This is a genomic window from Enterobacter sp. Tr-810 (assembly GCF_011752765.1).
In the GTDB taxonomy this organism is placed as follows: Bacteria; Pseudomonadota; Gammaproteobacteria; order Enterobacterales; family Enterobacteriaceae; genus Enterobacter; species Enterobacter soli.
Genome location: NZ_VWWW01000005.1, coordinates 255,173 through 272,760 on the forward strand (window position 1 = coordinate 255,173; position 17,588 = coordinate 272,760).

The 17,588-nt window shown below is 54.9% G+C and carries 15 protein-coding genes; all 15 read left to right on the forward strand.

The features are described 5' to 3' along the window. The first annotated feature begins 61 nt into the window (after positions 1–61). The 15 genes from ilvI to F3J30_RS16080 all read left to right on the forward strand — a co-directional run bounded on the left by ilvI (position 62) and on the right by F3J30_RS16080 (position 17,587). The gene (ilvI, locus tag F3J30_RS16010; RefSeq protein WP_166717876.1) at positions 62–1,786 is read left to right on the forward strand and encodes an acetolactate synthase 3 large subunit; all 1,725 of its coding nucleotides are present in this window, start codon (positions 62–64) and stop codon (positions 1,784–1,786) included. 1 nt (position 1,787) lies between these two features. Next, positions 1,788–2,279 carry an acetolactate synthase small subunit gene (ilvN, locus tag F3J30_RS16015; RefSeq protein ID WP_014068890.1) on the forward strand — a complete coding sequence of 164 codons (492 nt, stop codon included), beginning with the start codon at positions 1,788–1,790 and terminating at the stop codon, positions 2,277–2,279. A gap of 179 nt (positions 2,280–2,458) precedes the next feature. After that, positions 2,459–3,463 carry a catabolite repressor/activator gene (gene cra / locus F3J30_RS16020; protein ID WP_014068891.1) on the forward strand — a complete coding sequence of 335 codons (1,005 nt, stop codon included), beginning with the start codon at positions 2,459–2,461 and terminating at the stop codon, positions 3,461–3,463. Positions 3,464–4,063: 600 nt separating this feature from the next. After that, the gene (mraZ, locus tag F3J30_RS16025; protein ID WP_041161997.1) at positions 4,064–4,522 is read left to right on the forward strand and encodes a division/cell wall cluster transcriptional repressor MraZ; all 459 of its coding nucleotides are present in this window, start codon (positions 4,064–4,066) and stop codon (positions 4,520–4,522) included. A gap of 2 nt (positions 4,523–4,524) precedes the next feature. Continuing rightward, complete coding sequence (rsmH, locus tag F3J30_RS16030) at positions 4,525–5,466, forward strand: 16S rRNA (cytosine(1402)-N(4))-methyltransferase RsmH (protein WP_014068893.1); 942 nt, start codon at positions 4,525–4,527, stop codon at positions 5,464–5,466. Further along, positions 5,463–5,828, forward strand: a complete 366-nt coding sequence (gene ftsL / locus F3J30_RS16035; protein WP_014068894.1) for a cell division protein FtsL — start codon at positions 5,463–5,465, stop codon at positions 5,826–5,828. Before rsmH ends, ftsL begins: the two co-directional genes overlap by 4 nt. A gap of 15 nt (positions 5,829–5,843) precedes the next feature. After that, on the forward strand, positions 5,844–7,610 hold the full coding sequence (locus F3J30_RS16040; RefSeq protein ID WP_014068895.1) for a peptidoglycan glycosyltransferase FtsI: 1,767 nt from the start codon (positions 5,844–5,846) through the stop codon (positions 7,608–7,610). Then, on the forward strand, positions 7,597–9,084 hold the full coding sequence (murE, locus tag F3J30_RS16045; protein ID WP_166717877.1) for a UDP-N-acetylmuramoyl-L-alanyl-D-glutamate--2,6-diaminopimelate ligase: 1,488 nt from the start codon (positions 7,597–7,599) through the stop codon (positions 9,082–9,084). Before F3J30_RS16040 ends, murE begins: the two co-directional genes overlap by 14 nt. Further along, positions 9,081–10,439 (forward strand): UDP-N-acetylmuramoyl-tripeptide--D-alanyl-D-alanine ligase, encoded by a 1,359-nt coding sequence (gene murF / locus F3J30_RS16050; protein ID WP_166717878.1) that lies wholly within the window; start codon positions 9,081–9,083, stop codon positions 10,437–10,439. Before murE ends, murF begins: the two co-directional genes overlap by 4 nt. Beyond that, the gene (gene mraY, locus F3J30_RS16055; RefSeq protein ID WP_008501985.1) at positions 10,433–11,515 is read left to right on the forward strand and encodes a phospho-N-acetylmuramoyl-pentapeptide-transferase; all 1,083 of its coding nucleotides are present in this window, start codon (positions 10,433–10,435) and stop codon (positions 11,513–11,515) included. The genes murF and mraY overlap by 7 nt, the downstream gene beginning before the upstream one ends. Positions 11,516–11,517: 2 nt before the next feature. Continuing rightward, a complete protein-coding gene (murD, locus tag F3J30_RS16060; RefSeq protein WP_166717879.1) occupies positions 11,518–12,834 on the forward strand; it encodes a UDP-N-acetylmuramoyl-L-alanine--D-glutamate ligase in 1,317 nt (438 codons plus the stop codon). Further along, positions 12,834–14,078: a cell division protein FtsW gene (ftsW, locus tag F3J30_RS16065; protein ID WP_014068899.1), complete on the forward strand. Its 1,245-nt coding sequence runs from the start codon at positions 12,834–12,836 to the stop codon at positions 14,076–14,078. The genes murD and ftsW overlap by 1 nt, the downstream gene beginning before the upstream one ends. Beyond that, positions 14,075–15,139, forward strand: coding sequence for an undecaprenyldiphospho-muramoylpentapeptide beta-N-acetylglucosaminyltransferase (murG, locus tag F3J30_RS16070; protein ID WP_014068900.1), 1,065 nt, complete (start codon positions 14,075–14,077; stop codon positions 15,137–15,139). Before ftsW ends, murG begins: the two co-directional genes overlap by 4 nt. 59 nt (positions 15,140–15,198) lie before the next feature. Continuing rightward, positions 15,199–16,674: a UDP-N-acetylmuramate--L-alanine ligase gene (gene murC, locus F3J30_RS16075; RefSeq protein ID WP_014068901.1), complete on the forward strand. Its 1,476-nt coding sequence runs from the start codon at positions 15,199–15,201 to the stop codon at positions 16,672–16,674. Continuing rightward, positions 16,667–17,587: a D-alanine--D-alanine ligase gene (locus F3J30_RS16080; RefSeq protein ID WP_014068902.1), complete on the forward strand. Its 921-nt coding sequence runs from the start codon at positions 16,667–16,669 to the stop codon at positions 17,585–17,587. The genes murC and F3J30_RS16080 overlap by 8 nt, the downstream gene beginning before the upstream one ends. Position 17,588: the final 1 nt, after the last annotated feature.

Genomic DNA, 17,588 nt, shown 5'->3' on the forward strand with positions numbered 1-17,588 from the left:
TCAGAAGACGGCGCGGAAATGAATTCTGCGGTCTGTCTATAACAAAGCCTGGAGGCAAAGCATGGAGATGTTGTCTGGCGCGGAAATGGTTGTCCGATCGCTTATCGATCAGGGCGTGAAGCAAGTATTCGGCTATCCTGGGGGCGCTGTTCTCGATATTTATGATGCGCTGCATACCGTGGGTGGCATTGACCATGTGCTGGTACGCCATGAACAGGCCGCCGTGCATATGGCTGATGGGCTGGCCCGCGCAACCGGTGAAGTGGGCGTTGTGCTGGTGACGTCTGGCCCTGGAGCGACCAACGCTATCACCGGTATTGCCACTGCGTATATGGATTCTATCCCGCTGGTGATCCTCTCCGGGCAAGTGGCGACCTCGCTGATTGGTTATGACGCCTTTCAGGAATGCGACATGGTGGGGATTTCCCGTCCTGTTGTTAAGCACAGTTTCCTGGTTAAACAGACCGAAGACATCCCTGGAGTGCTGAAAAAAGCGTTCTGGCTGGCGTCAAGCGGACGCCCTGGCCCGGTTGTTGTCGACCTGCCAAAAGATATCCTGAACCCGGCAAACAAGCTGCCCTATGCCTGGCCGGACTCAGTCAGTATGCGTTCCTACAACCCCACTACTCAGGGGCACAAAGGGCAGATTAAACGTGCATTACAGACGCTGCTTGCCGCGAAAAAGCCCGTTGTCTATGTCGGTGGCGGCGCGGTCAACGCTGCCTGTGAAGAGCAGCTTCGTACGTTGATCGAGACGCTGAACCTCCCGGTAGCCTCTTCTTTGATGGGGCTGGGGGCGTTCCCTGCGACGCACCGTCAGGCGCTAGGCATGTTGGGGATGCATGGTACGTATGAAGCCAACATGACGATGCATAATTCGGATGTGATCTTCGCCGTTGGCGTACGTTTTGACGATCGAACAACGAATAACCTGGCAAAATATTGTCCTGATGCAACCGTGCTGCATATTGATATTGACCCAACATCTATCTCTAAAACGGTGCCGGCAGATGTGCCGATTGTGGGCGATGCGCGTCAGGTTCTGGAACAAATGCTGGAGCTGCTGGCACAAGAAACGGCTTCGCAACCCCTCGATGACATTCGCGACTGGTGGCAGCAAATTGAACGGTGGCGTGCGCGTCAGTGCCTGAAGTACGACACGCACAGTGAGAACATCAAGCCGCAGGCCGTCATCGAAGCGATTTGGCGACTGACGAAAGGCGAAGCGTATGTGACGTCAGACGTTGGTCAGCACCAGATGTTTGCTGCGCTTTACTACCCGTTTGACAAACCGCGCCACTGGATAAACTCAGGCGGTTTGGGGACGATGGGCTTTGGCCTGCCAGCCGCGCTGGGGGTGAAACTGGCGCTGCCAAATGAAACCGTCATTTGCGTGACCGGCGATGGCAGTATCCAGATGAACATTCAGGAACTCTCCACCGCGCTGCAATATGAGCTTCCGGTTCTGGTGCTGAATCTTAACAACGGTTATCTCGGCATGGTGAAACAGTGGCAGGATATGATCTATTCTGGCCGCCACTCTCAGTCGTACATGACCTCGCTGCCGGACTTTGTTCGCCTGGCTGAGGCTTACGGCCATGTGGGGATGCGGGTGTCCGATCCGGCAGAGCTGGAAACAAAACTCGGCGAAGCGCTTGAGCACGTGAAAAACAACCGCCTTGTCTTTGTGGATGTCATTGTGGACGGTGCAGAGCACGTTTACCCGATGCATATTCGCGGTGGCGGTATGGACGAAATGTGGTTAAGCAAAACGGAGAGAACCTGATATGCGCCGGATATTATCTGTATTACTGGAAAACGAGTCGGGCGCATTGTCTCGCGTCATTGGGCTGTTTGCTCAGCGCGGCTATAACATTGAAAGCCTTACCGTTGCGCCAACCGACGATCCCACGCTTTCACGCATGACGATTCAGACCGTTGGCGATGCCAAAGTTCTGGAGCAGATCGAAAAGCAGCTGCATAAGCTGGTTGATGTACTACGGGTCAGCGAGCTGGGGCAGGGTGCCTATGTTGAACGTGAAGTGATGCTGGTGAAAATTCAGGCCAGCGGCTACGGGCGTGAAGAGGTCAAACGCAATACAGACATCTTCCGTGGGCAAATTATTGATGTAACGCCTTCTATATATACGGTTCAGCTTGCAGGAACGAGCGATAAACTGGATGCTTTCCTGGCGTCCGTTCGCGATGTCGCAAAAATTGTTGAGGTAGCGCGCTCAGGCATCGTGGGACTTTCCCGCGGCGAGAAAATCATGCGCTAGTTGTCAAAAAGGTTCGCCTCTTTCTGCCCGGTCACCAAAGCCGGGCTTTTTTTTGCGTAATCGACCGCCAACGCAGATAAAAGCGGTTGCCGCGAGGGCTATTCTGCGTTTAGATGTTAAAAGATTTAACCATAACCTTGACAGGGCCATGGACTCTTTTCTTTTTTTAAGGGGCAATTGTGAAACTGGATGAAATCGCCCGGCTCGCCGGCGTGTCACGAACTACGGCGAGCTATGTGATTAACGGTAAAGCAAAGCAGTACCGTGTCAGCGATAAGACCGTTGAAAAAGTTATGGCGGTGGTTCGTGAGCATAACTACCATCCGAATGCTGTCGCAGCCGGCTTACGCGCCGGGCGCACCCGCTCTATTGGCCTGGTGATCCCAGACCTGGAAAACACCAGCTATACCCGTATTGCCAACTACCTTGAACGCCAGGCGCGTCAGCGTGGTTATCAGTTGTTGATCGCCTGCTCGGAAGATCAGCCAGACAACGAGATGCGTTGCATTGAACACCTGCTGCAACGCCAGGTAGATGCGATCATCGTCTCAACCTCTTTACCGCCAGAGCATCCGTTCTATCAACGCTGGGCAAATGATCCGTTCCCTATCGTCGCGCTTGACCGTGCGCTTGACCGGGAACACTTCACCAGCGTCGTAGGGGCCGACCAGGACGATGCAGAAATGCTGGCAGCTGAGCTGCGCACCTTCCCGGCTGAAACCGTACTTTACCTGGGAGCCTTACCTGAGCTTTCCGTGAGCTTCCTGCGTGAGCAGGGGTTCCGCACGGCCTGGAAAGATGATCCGCGTGAGGTGCATTACCTCTATGCCAACAGTTATGAACGTGAAGCGGCAGCCCAGTTATTCGAAAAATGGCTCGAAACGCACCCGATGCCGCAGGCGCTGTTCACCACTTCGTTTGCGCTGTTGCAGGGCGTAATGGACGTGACCTTGCGTCGTGATGGAAAGCTGCCTTCTGATCTGGCGATTGCGACGTTTGGTGATAACGAGCTGCTCGACTTCCTTCAGTGTCCTGTTCTGGCTGTGGCTCAGCGCCACCGCGATGTGGCAGAGCGCGTGCTTGAGATAGTCCTGGCAAGCCTTGATGAGCCACGTAAGCCGAAACCGGGTCTGTCCCGAATCAAACGTAATCTCTATCGTCGTGGAATTCTGAGCCGTCATTAATGAATTAGCCGGGCCGTGAAAACGGCCCTTTTTTGACAAATTAATGAGAAGAATAATTCCCGGATAAAATTTAGGATAATTCCTTAGGAATCATAGCCTGCTATTTTTCTTAATTCGTTTTGGCTTTTAAATTGCCTTTAAAAGAACATTTTTAGACTTTTTAAATGCTGACTTTGTATTATTTTGTTACAAAGGTCATTCAGGCGATGAATTATCAGACGTTTTTCCAGCCAGCCCATCAGCCCGTAAGCCCGCCTGCGCGCCCGCATGACACCTTGATGAATCTGGCGCTGTTATCCCCTGAGAATATGTCTTAAAATGCTGCCCGCGTCGCAAACTGACACTTTATATTTCCCTGCGATGATATTGAGTGATTTTTAACGCTAGTGTGCATATTCGGTTTTTTTCTTACAAATATTCATGACGTTAATTTTGCCTCGCCAGTTGTTCAGTTATTAATCAGGTCGGGATATATCTGCAAATCGAGGGCTTTCGGGTCCATATAGCGATAGTCCTGGCTTGACAAGCTTTTCCCTCGCTCCGTAAACTCCTTTAGGTGGGAATTTGTGGGTTAAAGTGGTGAGGAGGGGTGAGGCTGGCATGTTCCGTGGAGCAACGTTAGTCAATCTCGACAGCAAAGGGCGTTTATCGGTTCCAACACGATACCGCGATCGGCTGATTGAGAACGCTTCAGGTCAAATGGTTTGCACCATTGACATCAACCACCCCTGCCTGCTGCTTTACCCCTTGCCTGAATGGGAAATTATTGAGCAAAAGCTGTCGCGACTGTCGAGCATGAACCCGCAGGAACGCCGTGTGCAGCGGCTGTTATTGGGACATGCCAGTGAGTGTCAGATGGATAACGCGGGGCGATTACTGATTGCGCCTGTGTTGCGGCAACATGCCGGTCTGACAAAAGAAGTGATGCTGGTCGGCCAGTTCAACAAGTTTGAACTGTGGGATGAAACGACCTGGTATCAACAGGTCAAGGAAGATATCGACGCTGAGCAATCTGATTCCGCAACCTTGTCGGAACGATTGCAGGACTTGTCTCTATAAATATGATGGAAAATTATAAACATACAACGGTGTTGCTGGATGAGGCCGTTAATGGCCTGAACATTCGTCCGGATGGCATCTACATTGATGGCACTTTTGGTCGCGGTGGTCACTCGCGTTTGATCCTCTCCCAACTTGGAGCGGAAGGACGCCTGCTGGCAATCGATCGCGATCCGCAGGCGATTGCCGTTGCGCAAACCATCGATGACCCTCGCTTTTCCATCGTGCATGGACCTTTCTCTGCGCTGGCTGATTACGTGGCCGAGCGCGGATTGACGGGCAAGATCGACGGAATTCTTCTCGATCTTGGCGTTTCTTCACCTCAACTTGATGACGCAGAGCGTGGCTTCTCCTTTATGCGTGATGGCCCGCTGGACATGCGCATGGACCCGACTCGCGGTCAATCTGCTGCTGAATGGCTACAAACTGCTGACGAAGCGGATATCGCCTGGGTGATAAAAACCTTCGGTGAAGAGCGTTTTGGCAAACGTATTGCGCGCGCCATCGTTGAGCGTAACCGTATAGAACCAATGACCCGCACCAAAGAGCTGGCAGAAGTCATCGCCGCGGCCACTCCGGTGAAGGACAAACACAAACATCCCGCGACCCGTACCTTCCAGGCGGTTCGCATCTGGGTAAACAGTGAACTGGAGGAAATAGAGCTGGCGCTAAAAAGCTCGCTCGACGTGCTGGCCCCAGGTGGGCGGTTATCCATCATCAGCTTCCATTCGCTGGAAGATCGCATTGTGAAGCGCTTTATGCGTGAGCAAAGTCGCGGTCCACAAGTTCCAGCGGGCCTGCCGATGACGGAAGAACAACTCAGGAAACTGGGTGGCCGTCAGTTGCGAGCATTAGGCAAGTTGATGCCGGGCGAAGAAGAGGTGGCAGAGAATCCACGTGCCCGTAGTTCAGTGCTGCGTGTTGCAGAGAGGACGAACGCATGATCAGCAGAGTGACAGAGACCCTAAGCAAAGTTAAGGGATCGTTAGGAAGCAACGAGCGCCATGCCTTGCCTGGCGTGATCGGCGACGATCTTTTGCGGTTTGGGAAGCTGCCACTCTGCTTGTTCATTTGCATCATCGTGACGGCAGTAACGGTGGTCACAACGGCCCACCATACCCGTTTATTAACGGCGCAACGCGAGCAGATGGTACTGGAACGCGATGCGCTTGATATTGAATGGCGAAATCTGATCCTTGAAGAAAACGCGCTCGGCGATCACAGCCGGGTTGAACGGATCGCAACGGAAAAGCTGCAATTGCAGCATGTTGATCCTTCTCAGGAAAATATCGTAGTACAAAAATAAGGGAAAACGCGACGCATGAGAGTAGCGGCAAAAACGCAAAAACCAAAACGTCAGGAAGAGCAGGCCAACTTTATCAGTTGGCGTTTTGCGTTGCTGTGCGGCTGCATTTTACTGGCGCTGACTTTCCTGCTGGGGCGTGTCGCCTGGCTGCAAATCGTCGCGCCTGACATGCTGGTGCGTCAGGGGGATATGCGTTCCCTGCGCGTACAGGAAGTTTCGACCTCTCGCGGGATGATCACCGATCGCTCTGGCCGTCCGCTGGCGGTGAGCGTACCGGTTAAAGCTATCTGGGCCGATCCTAAAGAGCTTCATGACGCGGGCGGGATCACGCTCGATAACCGCTGGAAAGCACTTTCAGATGCCCTGAAAATGCCGCTGGACCAGCTGGCGTCGCGTGTTAACGCCAACCCGAAAGGGCGCTTTATCTATCTGGCGCGTCAGGTGAACCCTGATATGGCCGACTACATCAGAAAACTGAAGCTTCCGGGGATCCATCTGCGTGAAGAATCACGTCGTTATTATCCTTCCGGCGAAGTAACCGCTCACCTCATCGGTTTCACCAACGTTGATAGCCAGGGGATCGAGGGCGTAGAGAAAAGCTTTGATAAATGGCTAACCGGCCAGCCTGGCGAGCGTATTGTGCGTAAAGACCGCTACGGCCGTGTTATTGAAGACATCTCTTCAACGGATAGCCAGGCGGCGCACAACCTTGCGCTGAGTATTGATGAGCGCTTGCAGGCGCTGGTCTATCGCGAACTGAACAACGCTGTGGCTTTCAACAAAGCGGAATCAGGAAGCGCCGTGCTGGTGGATGTGAGCACGGGTGAAGTCCTGGCGATGGCGAATAGCCCGTCCTATAACCCGAACAACTTTACGGGCACCGCGAAAGACGCTATGCGTAACCGGGCGATCACTGACGTGTTCGAGCCCGGTTCAACAGTCAAACCCATGGTAGTGATGACTGCGCTACAGCGCGGCATCGTGAATGAAAGTACGGTTCTGAATACGATCCCTTACCGAATTAACGGTCACGAAATCAAAGACGTGGCGCGTTACAGCGAATTGACCCTGACCGGGGTTTTGCAGAAGTCGAGTAACGTCGGTGTTTCAAAACTGGCGTTAGCGATGCCGTCCTCAGCGTTAGTAGAGACTTACTCACGTTTTGGGCTAGGAAAGGCGACCAATTTGGGGTTGGTCGGAGAACGCAGTGGCTTATATCCTCAAAAACAACGGTGGTCTGACATAGAGAGGGCCACCTTCTCTTTCGGCTACGGGCTAATGGTAACTCCGTTACAGCTAGCGCGAGTCTACGCAACGATTGGCAGCTATGGCGTTTATCGTCCGCTGTCGATTACCAAAGTTGATCCACCGGTTCCGGGAGAGCGTATCTTCCCGGAATCTATCGTTCGTACCGTTGTTCATATGATGGAAAGCGTGGCACTGCCTGGTGGCGGTGGCGTGAAGGCGGCGATTAAAGGCTATCGCATCGCCATTAAAACCGGTACGGCGAAAAAAGTCGGGCCAGACGGCCGCTATATCAACAAATACATTGCCTATACCGCAGGCGTTGCGCCTGCAAGCAATCCGCGTTTTGCGCTGGTGGTCGTCATTAACGATCCACAGGCGGGTAAATACTACGGCGGCGCCGTCTCCGCGCCTGTGTTCGGGGCTATCATGGGCGGTGTTTTACGCACCATGAACGTTGAACCGGATGCGCTGGCGACGGGCGAAAAAAGTGAATTTGTAATTAATCAAGGCGAGGGTACAGGTGGCAGATCGTAATTTGCGCGACCTTCTCGCTCCGTGGGTGCCAAATGCACCGGAGCGAGCACTGCGGGAGATGGTACTGGACAGCCGTATGGCTGCTTCTGGCGATCTTTTTGTAGCGGTGGTCGGTCATCAGGCGGACGGGCGTCGATATATCCCGCAGGCGATTGCGCAAGGTGTAGCTGCCATTATTGCTGAGGCAAAAGATGAAGCAACCGACGGTGAAATCCGTGAAATGCATGGCGTGCCGGTCATCTATCTCAGCCAGTTAAGCGAACGCCTTTCCGCACTGGCGGGGCGTTTCTATCATGAACCTTCTGACCAGTTACGCCTGATTGGCGTGACCGGGACCAACGGTAAAACCACGACCACCCAGTTAATGGCGCAGTGGGCGCAGCTGCTGGGTGAAACCAGTGCGGTGATGGGGACCGTGGGCAATGGCCTACTGGGCAAAGTGAACCCAACGGAAAATACCACCGGTTCTGCGGTAGACGTGCAGCATGTGCTGGCGGGTCTGGCAGGGCAGGGCGCAACGTTCGCCGCAATGGAAGTCTCCTCACACGGGCTGGTACAGCACCGCGTAGCGGCACTGAAGTTTGCAGCTTCCGTGTTTACTAACCTGAGCCGTGACCACCTCGACTATCACGGTGATATGGAGCATTACGAAGCGGCAAAATGGCTGCTCTACTCCACGCATCACTGCGGACAGGCAATCATCAACGCCGACGACGAAGCGGGCCGCCGCTGGCTGGCTAAGCTGCCGGATGCGGTTGCGGTCTCCATGGAAGATCATATTAACCCTAACTGTCACGGCCGCTGGCTGAAGGCGGTTGAGGTGAACTATCACGACAGCGGGGCCACCATTCGCTTTAGCTCTTCATGGGGTGACGGCGAGATTGAAAGCCGCCTGATGGGGGCGTTTAACGTCAGCAACCTGTTGCTGGCACTGGCAACGTTACTGGCGCTCGGCTATCCGATGGCTGAGCTGCTGAAAACTGCCGAGCGCCTGCAACCCGTTTGTGGCCGAATGGAAGTGTTCAGCGCACCGGGTAAACCGACCGTGGTGGTGGATTACGCTCATACACCAGATGCCCTGGAAAAAGCGCTGGAAGCGGCCCGTCTGCACTGTGCCGGTAAACTCTGGTGTGTCTTTGGCTGCGGCGGCGATCGCGATAAAGGCAAACGTCCGCTGATGGGTGCCATTGCTGAACAGTTCGCGGATATTCCGGTTGTGACCGATGACAACCCGCGTACTGAAGAGCCGCGCGCCATCATCAATGACATTCTGGCAGGAATGCTGGACGCAGGCCGTGCGCGTGTTGTTGAAGGCCGTGCCGAAGCAGTGACGAATACCATTATGCAGGCCCAGGAGAACGACGTGGTTCTGCTGGCCGGTAAAGGCCATGAAGATTATCAGATTGTCGGGGCTCGCCGTCTGGATTATTCAGACCGCGTGACCGCAGCACGTCTGCTGGGAGTGGTGGCATGATTAGCATAACGCTAAGCCAGGCCGCTCAGGTCTTACAAGGGACGCTGCATGGTCAGGATCTGACCATTGACGCTGTGACAACGGATACCCGTAAGGTCACTTCCGGCTGCCTGTTCATCGCGCTGAAGGGCGAACGTTTTGACGCGCACGACTTTGCCGAGCAGGCAAAAGAGAGCGGGGCAGGCGCGCTGCTGGTGAGCCGCAAACTGGATACCGATCTGCCGCAGATTGTGGTGGCTGATACGCGTCTGGCATTTGGCGAACTGGCGGCATGGGTTCGCCAGCAGGTCCCGGCCCGCATCGTGGCGCTGACCGGCTCATCTGGCAAAACGTCAGTAAAAGAGATGACGGCTGCCATCCTGAGCCAGTGCGGCAACACACTTTATACGGCAGGCAATCTAAATAATGACATTGGTGTGCCGATGACATTACTTCGTCTGACCAAAGAGCATGAATTTGCCGTAATCGAGTTAGGGGCAAACCACCAGGGTGAAATCGCCTGGACCGTGAGTTTGACTCGCCCGGAAGCCGCGCTGGTAAACAACCTGGCGGCTGCGCACCTGGAAGGCTTTGGCTCTCTGGAAGGTGTCGCGAAAGCGAAAGGCGAGATCTACACCGGTCTGCCGGCTGACGGCATTGCCATTATGAATGCCGACAACAATGACTGGCTTAACTGGCAGAGCATTATTGGTTCACGTAAAACCTGGCGCTTCTCACCGAATGCGGCCAACAGTGATTTTACCGCAACCAATATCCATGTGACCTCGCATGGTACGGAGTTCACTCTCAATACCCCTACGGGTGGCATTGAAGTGCTGCTGCCGTTACCGGGCCGTCATAACATCGCTAATGCGCTTGCGGCTGCCGCGTTGTCTACGGCGGTGGGTGCGACTCACGAAGCGATTAAAACCGGGCTGGCTGATCTGAAAGCCGTGCCGGGGCGTCTGTTCCCTGTCCAATTGGCTGAAAACAAACTGCTGCTGGATGACTCGTACAACGCGAACGTGGGTTCGATGACCGCAGCGGTTCAGGTGTTGTCAGAGATGCCGGGCTATCGCGTGATGGTTGTTGGCGATATGGCTGAGCTGGGTGATGAAAGTGAAGCCTGCCACATTCAGGTGGGTGAAGCGGCGAAAGCGGCAGGCATTGATTGCGTGTTGAGCGCAGGAAAACTGAGCCAGGCGATTAGCCATGCCAGTGGCGTGGGTGAACATTTTGCCGATAAAACGCCACTGATTGAACGTCTTAAATCGTTGATTGCAGAAAAACAAATTGTGACAGTGCTTGTGAAAGGTTCACGTAGTGCCGCCATGGAAGAGGTTGTGCACGCATTACAGGAGAACGGAACATGTTAGTTTGGCTGGCCGAACATTTGGTCAAATATTATTCAGGCTTTAACGTCTTTTCCTATCTGACGTTTCGCGCCATTGTCAGCCTGCTGACCGCGCTGTTCATCTCATTGTGGATGGGCCCGCGCATGATTGCCCGTTTACAAAAGCTCTCTTTCGGCCAGGTTGTTCGTAACGATGGTCCGGAGTCGCACTTTAGCAAGCGTGGCACCCCGACCATGGGCGGGATCATGATCCTGACCGCCATTGTCGTTTCGGTATTGCTGTGGGCGTACCCGTCTAACCCGTATGTGTGGTGTGTGCTGACGGTGCTGGTCGGGTACGGGATCATCGGCTTTGTTGATGACTATCGCAAAGTAGTGCGTAAAGACACTAAAGGCCTGATCGCTCGCTGGAAGTACTTCTGGATGTCGGTGATTGCGCTGGGCGTGGCCTTTGCGCTGTACCTGGCAGGAAAAGACACGCCAGCCACTGAGCTGGTTGTTCCGTTCTTTAAAGACGTGATGCCGCAGCTGGGCCTGTTCTACATCCTGCTGGCGTACTTCGTGATTGTGGGCACCGGTAACGCCGTTAACCTGACCGATGGCCTGGACGGCCTGGCCATTATGCCAACTGTCTTCGTGGCTGCTGGTTTCGCGCTGGTGGCGTGGGCGACCGGGAACATGAATTTTGCTAACTACCTGCACATTCCTTACCTGCGTCATGCGGGTGAGCTGGTGATCGTCTGTACGGCGATTGTCGGGGCGGGTTTGGGCTTCTTGTGGTTTAACACTTACCCGGCTCAGGTCTTTATGGGTGATGTCGGTTCTCTGGCGTTGGGCGGTGCTCTGGGTATTATTGCCGTGCTGCTGCGTCAGGAGTTCCTGTTGGTGATCATGGGCGGCGTGTTTGTGGTTGAAACCCTGTCGGTGATTTTGCAGGTCGGTTCGTTCAAGCTGCGCGGTCAGCGTATCTTCCGTATGGCGCCGATCCACCACCACTATGAACTGAAAGGCTGGCCAGAGCCGCGCGTCATTGTGCGCTTCTGGATTATTTCGCTGATGCTGGTGCTGATTGGCCTGGCAACGCTGAAGGTACGTTAATCATGGCAGATTACCAGGGCAAAAAAGTCGTCATCATCGGGTTGGGCCTTACCGGCCTTTCCTGCGTGGACTTTTTCCTCGCACGTGGCGTGACGCCGCGCGTGATGGATACGCGTGTCTCTCCGCCGGGTCTGGACAAACTGCCGGAACAGGTTGAACGCCACCTTGGTGGTCTGAATGATGACTGGCTGCTGGCAGCCGATCTGATTGTTGCAAGCCCGGGTATGGCGCTGGCGCATCCTTCACTGAGCGCTGCTGCTGACGCGGGTGTTGAGATTGTTGGTGATATCGAGCTGTTTTGCCGCGAGGCGCAGGCGCCTGTTATTGCCATCACCGGCTCTAACGGCAAAAGCACCGTGACCACGCTGGTGGGCGAGATGGCGAAAGCCGCGGGCATGAACGTCGGCGTTGGCGGGAATATCGGCCTGCCTGCACTGATGCTTCTGGATCAGGGCTGTGAGCTGTATGTTCTGGAACTTTCCAGCTTCCAGCTGGAAACTACCTCAAGCCTTCAGGCTGCCGCCGCGACAATCTTGAACGTGACCGAAGATCATATGGACCGCTATCCGTTTGGTCTGCAACAGTACCGCGCCGCTAAGTTACGCATCTATGAAAATGCCAAAGTGTGTGTCGTCAACGCTGATGATGCACTGACGATGCCGGTGCGCGGTGCAGATGAGCGCTGCATCAGCTTTGGTATCACCATGGGTGATTATCATCTGAACCGCCAGCTGGGCGAAACCTGGCTGCGCGTGAAAGGTGAGAAAGTGTTGAACGTGAAAGAGATGAAACTTTCCGGCCAGCATAACTACACCAATGCGCTGGCGGCACTGGCACTGGCGGATGCCGTTGGTTTACCGCGCTCTTCCAGCCTGAAAGCACTGACCACCTTCACCGGCCTGGCGCACCGCTTCCAGCTGGCGCTGGAGCACAATGGCGTGCGCTGGATTAACGACTCCAAAGCCACTAACGTGGGGAGCACAGAAGCCGCGCTGAACGGTCTGCACGTTGATGGCACGCTGCATCTGCTGCTTGGCGGAGACGGTAAATCGGCCGATTTCTCTTCGCTGAAGCGTTACCTTTCCGGGGATAACATCCGCCTTTACTGCTTCGGCCGGGACGGTAGCGAACTGGCTGAACTGCGTCCGGACATTGCTGAACAGACCGATACAATGGAACAGGCAATGCGCCTCATTGCTCCACGCGTGAAACCGGGGGACATGGTGCTGCTTTCTCCGGCCTGTGCCAGCCTCGATCAGTTTAAGAATTTCGAACAGCGTGGTGATGTCTTTACCCGCCTGGCGAAGGAGTTAGGCTGATGCGTTTATCTCTCCCTCGCCTGAAAATGCCGCGCTTGCCAGGATTTGGGATCCTGGCGTGGCTGTTTGCGGCACTTAAAGGCTGGGTGATGGGCTCTCGTCAGAAGGATAACGACAGCCTGATCATGTACGATCGCACGCTCTTCTGGTTAACCATGGGGCTGGCAGCGGTCGGTTTTATTATGGTGACGTCGGCATCAATGCCCGTGGGGCAGCGACTGGCGAACGATCCGTTCCTGTTTGCCAAGCGTGATGGTCTGTACATCATTCTGGCGTTCTGCCTGTCGCTGGTGACCTTACGTCTGCCGATGGAGTTCTGGCAACGCCACAGTACGGCGATGTTGATCGCCTCGATCATTATGCTGTTGATCGTACTTGTGGTGGGTAGCTCCGTAAACGGGGCATCGCGCTGGATTGCGTTTGGCCCGCTGCGTATTCAGCCTGCGGAATTCACCAAGCTTTCACTGTTCTGCTATCTGGCTAACTACCTGGTCCGTAAAGTGGATGAAGTGCGTAATAACCTGCGCGGCTTCTTAAAACCGATGGGCGTTATCCTGGTTCTGGCAGTGTTACTGCTGGCTCAGCCGGACCTCGGTACGGTGGTGGTACTGTTTGTCACCACGCTGGCGATGCTGTTCCTGGCAGGCGCGAAGCTGTGGCAGTTCATCGCCATCATCGGCATGGGGATTTCAGCGGTTGTCCTGCTGATCCTCGCCGAGCCGTATCGTATCCGCCGCGTAACCTCATTCTGGAACCCATGGGAAGACCCGTTCGGCAGCGGCTATCAGCTGACCCAGTCTCTGATGGCGTTTGGCCGTGGTGAAGTCTGGGGGCAAGGCTTGGGGAATTCCGTTCAAAAGCTGGAGTATTTACCCGAAGCGCATACTGACTTCATCTTCTCCATTATTGCGGAAGAACTGGGTTATATCGGTGTGGTACTCGCGCTTTTAATGGTATTCTTCGTCGCTTTCCGTGCCATGTCGATTGGCCGAAAAGCGCTGGAAATCGATCACCGCTTCTCAGGTTTCTTAGCCTGCTCAATTGGTATTTGGTTTAGCTTCCAGGCACTGGTAAACGTAGGGGCCGCAGCAGGTATGCTGCCGACCAAGGGCCTGACGTTGCCGTTAATCAGTTATGGTGGTTCCAGTCTGTTAATCATGTCGACGGCCATCATGTTGTTGTTACGCATAGATTATGAAACGCGTCTGGAAAAAGCCCAGGCGTTTACACGAGGTTCACGATGAATCAACCGAAGCGGTTAATGGTGATGGCAGGCGGTACCGGCGGACATGTATTCCCGGGGCTTGCGGTTGCGCACCATTTAATGGATCAGGGCTGGCAGGTACGCTGGCTGGGAACCGCAGACCGCATGGAGGCCGATCTGGTACCCAAACACGGTATCGAGATCGACTTCATTCGTATTTCCGGACTTCGTGGCAAAGGTATCAAAGCTCAGCTTCTGGCTCCGGTGCGTATTTTTAACGCCTGGCGTCAGGCGCGCACCATCATGAAGCGCTTTAAGCCGGATGTGGTGCTGGGGATGGGCGGTTATGTTTCGGGTCCTGGTGGTCTGGCCGCGTGGTCGCTGGGTATTCCGGTTGTACTGCATGAGCAAAATGGGATTGCCGGGCTCACCAACAAATGGCTGGCAAAAATTGCCACCAAAGTGATGCAGGCATTTCCGGGTGCTTTTCCGAAAGCTGACGTGGTGGGTAACCCCGTACGCGTCGATGTGCTGGCTCTGCCGTTGCCCGATGCGCGCCTGACTGGGCGTGAAGGTCCGGTACGTGTGCTGGTGGTGGGCGGCTCTCAGGGGGCGCGCATTCTTAACCAGACGATGCCGCAGGTTGCCGCAAAACTGGGTGATGCCGTTACCATCTGGCATCAGAGCGGAAAAGGCGCTCAGCAGACCGTTGAGCAGGATTACGTTGCCGCAGGTCAGCCGCAACATAAAGTCACCGAATTTATCGATGATATGGCCGCAGCCTATGCCTGGGCCGATGTCGTTGTCTGCCGTTCTGGCGCGCTGACGGTGAGTGAAATCGCCGCCGCAGGTCTGCCAGCGCTGTTTGTGCCGTTCCAGCACAAAGACCGACAGCAGTACTGGAATGCGCTGCCGCTTGAGAAAGCCGGTGCCGCGAAAATTTTCGAGCAGCCACAATTTACCGCTGATGCGGTCGCCACCACCCTGGCGGGCTGGAACAGAGACGCATTGCTGGAGATGGCACAACGCGCACGCGCGACCGCTATCCCCGATGCGACGGAGCGGGTGGCAAATGAAGTGAGTCTGGCAGCTCAGGCTTAACCCTCGCAGCGCGTGTTGCGCTGCACGATTTTTTTGAAGTAGTCGATGGCGTTTAGAGAATGAATACACAACAACTGGCGAAACTGCGTTCAATCGTGCCCGAGATGCGTCGCGTCCGGCACATTCACTTCGTTGGCATCGGTGGTGCTGGCATGGGCGGTATTGCCGAAGTGTTAGCTAACGAAGGTTACCAGATCAGTGGTTCTGACCTGGCTCCAAACCCTGTTACGCAGCAGCTGGCGTCGCTTGGGGCGACTATCTATTTCAACCATCGCCCGGAAAACGTGCGCGATGCGAGCGTTGTTGTGGTTTCCAGCGCAATTTCTGCGGATAACCCGGAAATTGTTGCCGCGCATGAAGCGCGTATCCCGGTGATCCGCCGTGCGGAAATGCTGGCGGAGTTAATGCGTTTCCGTCACGGCATTGCCATTGCCGGCACGCACGGTAAAACCACCACCACAGCGATGGTTTCCAGCATTTATGCTGAAGCGGGTCTTGATCCAACCTTCGTTAACGGTGGCCTGGTGAAAGCGGCCGGTGTACATGCGCGCCTGGGTCACAGCCGTTACCTGATTGCAGAAGCAGACGAAAGCGATGCATCGTTCCTGCACTTGCAGCCAATGGTGGCGATTGTCACCAACATCGAAGCTGACCACATGGATACCTACCAGGGCGACTTCGAAAATTTAAAACAGACTTTTATCAACTTCCTGCACAACCTGCCGTTCTATGGTCGTGCGGTGATGTGTGTTGACGATCCGGTGATTCGCGAGCTGCTGCCGCGCGTAGGGCGTCAAATTACCACGTATGGTTTTAGCGAAGATGCTGATGTTCGCGTGGAAGATTACAAGCAAATTGGTGCGCAGGGGCATTTCACTCTGGCGCGTCAGGATAAAGAGCTGCTGCACGTTACGCTCAACGCCCCAGGACGCCATAACGCCCTGAACGCGGCGGCAGCGGTTGCGGTAGCCACTGAAGAAGGCATTGATGACAACGCGATCCTGCGTGCGCTGGAGAGCTTCCAGGGTACCGGGCGCCGTTTCGACTTCCTGGGGGAATTCCCGCTGGAAGAAGTGAACGGTAAAACGGGCTCTGCAATGCTGGTGGACGATTACGGACACCATCCGACCGAAGTGGACGCGACCATCAAAGCCGCACGTGCAGGCTGGCCGGATAAGAATCTGGTGATGATCTTCCAGCCACACCGCTTCACCCGTACCCGCGATCTGTATGACGATTTCGCTAACGTGCTGTCGCAGGTGGATACGCTGCTGATGCTGGATGTTTACTCCGCGGGCGAAACGCCTATCCCGGGTGCGGACAGCCGTTCATTGTGTCGCACTATTCGTGGTCGCGGAAAAGTTGACCCAATTCTGGTGTCTGACCCTGCCCAGGCGGCGGAGATTCTGGCTCCGGTTCTGACGGGGAACGATCTGATTCTGATTCAGGGTGCGGGAAATATCGGCAAAATCGCCCGTACCTTAGCCGAAATCAAACTGAAGCCGCAAACTCAGGAGGACGAGCGTCATGGCTGATAAGATTGCTGTCCTGTTTGGCGGCACCTCCGCCGAGCGCGAGGTTTCCCTGAATTCTGGTGCTGCCGTACTGGCGGGCCTGCGTGAAGGTGGCGTCAATGCCCATCCGGTCGATCCGAAAGAGACGGATGTGACGCAACTGAAAGCGATGGGCTTTGATAAAGTTTTTATCGCGCTGCATGGCCGTGGCGGCGAAGACGGCACCCTGCAAGGGCTTCTGGATTTAATCGGGATGCCATACACCGGCAGCGGCGTGATGGCATCCGCGATTTCTATGGATAAACTGCGCAGCAAACTGCTGTGGCAGGGGGCCGGTCTTCCTGTCGCACCATGGGTTGCGCTGACTCGTCGTGATTTTGAAATGGGCCTGTCGGACAGCGTTAATACCCGCATTGCCGAACTAGGGTTACCGGTTATTGTAAAGCCGAGCCGTGAAGGGTCGAGTGTAGGGATGTCCAAAGTCGACAAAGCGCAGGATTTATCTTCCGCTTTAGCGCTGGCATTTCAACATGATGAAGAAGTTCTGATAGAAAAATGGCTCAGCGGACCGGAATTTACCGTTGCGATGCTTGGTGAAGAAATTTTACCGTCAATTCGTATCCAACCCGCCGGAACCTTCTATGATTATGAAGCGAAGTATCTCTCTGATGAGACGCAATATTTCTGCCCAAGTGGTCTTGAAGCTGAACGTGAAGCAGATTTACAGTCCCTGGTGCTTAAAGCCTGGAATGTATTGGGCTGCCGCGGATGGGGACGCATTGATGTGATGCTCGACAGCGACGGGCAATTTTACTTGCTGGAAGCAAATACCTCCCCTGGCATGACCAGCCATAGCCTTGTGCCGATGGCCGCGCGTCAGGCGGGAATGAGCTTCTCGCAATTAGTCGTACGTATTCTGGACCAGGCGGGCTGAT

Bases quoted from the DNA above. Each gene is read 5' to 3' on its own strand.
- ilvN (WP_014068890.1), top strand. From the start codon at position 1,788: ATGCGCCGGATATTATCTGTATTACTGGAAAACGAGTCGGGCGCATTG.
- murC (WP_014068901.1), top strand. From the start codon at position 15,199: ATGAATACACAACAACTGGCGAAACTGCGTTCAATCGTGCCCGAGATG.
- mraZ (WP_041161997.1), top strand. From the start codon at position 4,064: ATGTTCCGTGGAGCAACGTTAGTCAATCTCGACAGCAAAGGGCGTTTA.
- ilvI (WP_166717876.1), top strand. From the start codon at position 62: ATGGAGATGTTGTCTGGCGCGGAAATGGTTGTCCGATCGCTTATCGAT.
- murF (WP_166717878.1), top strand. From the start codon at position 9,081: ATGATTAGCATAACGCTAAGCCAGGCCGCTCAGGTCTTACAAGGGACG.
- ftsW (WP_014068899.1), top strand. From the start codon at position 12,834: ATGCGTTTATCTCTCCCTCGCCTGAAAATGCCGCGCTTGCCAGGATTT.
- ftsL (WP_014068894.1), top strand. From the start codon at position 5,463: ATGATCAGCAGAGTGACAGAGACCCTAAGCAAAGTTAAGGGATCGTTA.
- mraY (WP_008501985.1), top strand. From the start codon at position 10,433: ATGTTAGTTTGGCTGGCCGAACATTTGGTCAAATATTATTCAGGCTTT.
- F3J30_RS16080 (WP_014068902.1), top strand. From the start codon at position 16,667: ATGGCTGATAAGATTGCTGTCCTGTTTGGCGGCACCTCCGCCGAGCGC.
- F3J30_RS16040 (WP_014068895.1), top strand. From the start codon at position 5,844: ATGAGAGTAGCGGCAAAAACGCAAAAACCAAAACGTCAGGAAGAGCAG.
- murG (WP_014068900.1), top strand. From the start codon at position 14,075: ATGAATCAACCGAAGCGGTTAATGGTGATGGCAGGCGGTACCGGCGGA.
- murD (WP_166717879.1), top strand. From the start codon at position 11,518: ATGGCAGATTACCAGGGCAAAAAAGTCGTCATCATCGGGTTGGGCCTT.
- rsmH (WP_014068893.1), top strand. From the start codon at position 4,525: ATGATGGAAAATTATAAACATACAACGGTGTTGCTGGATGAGGCCGTT.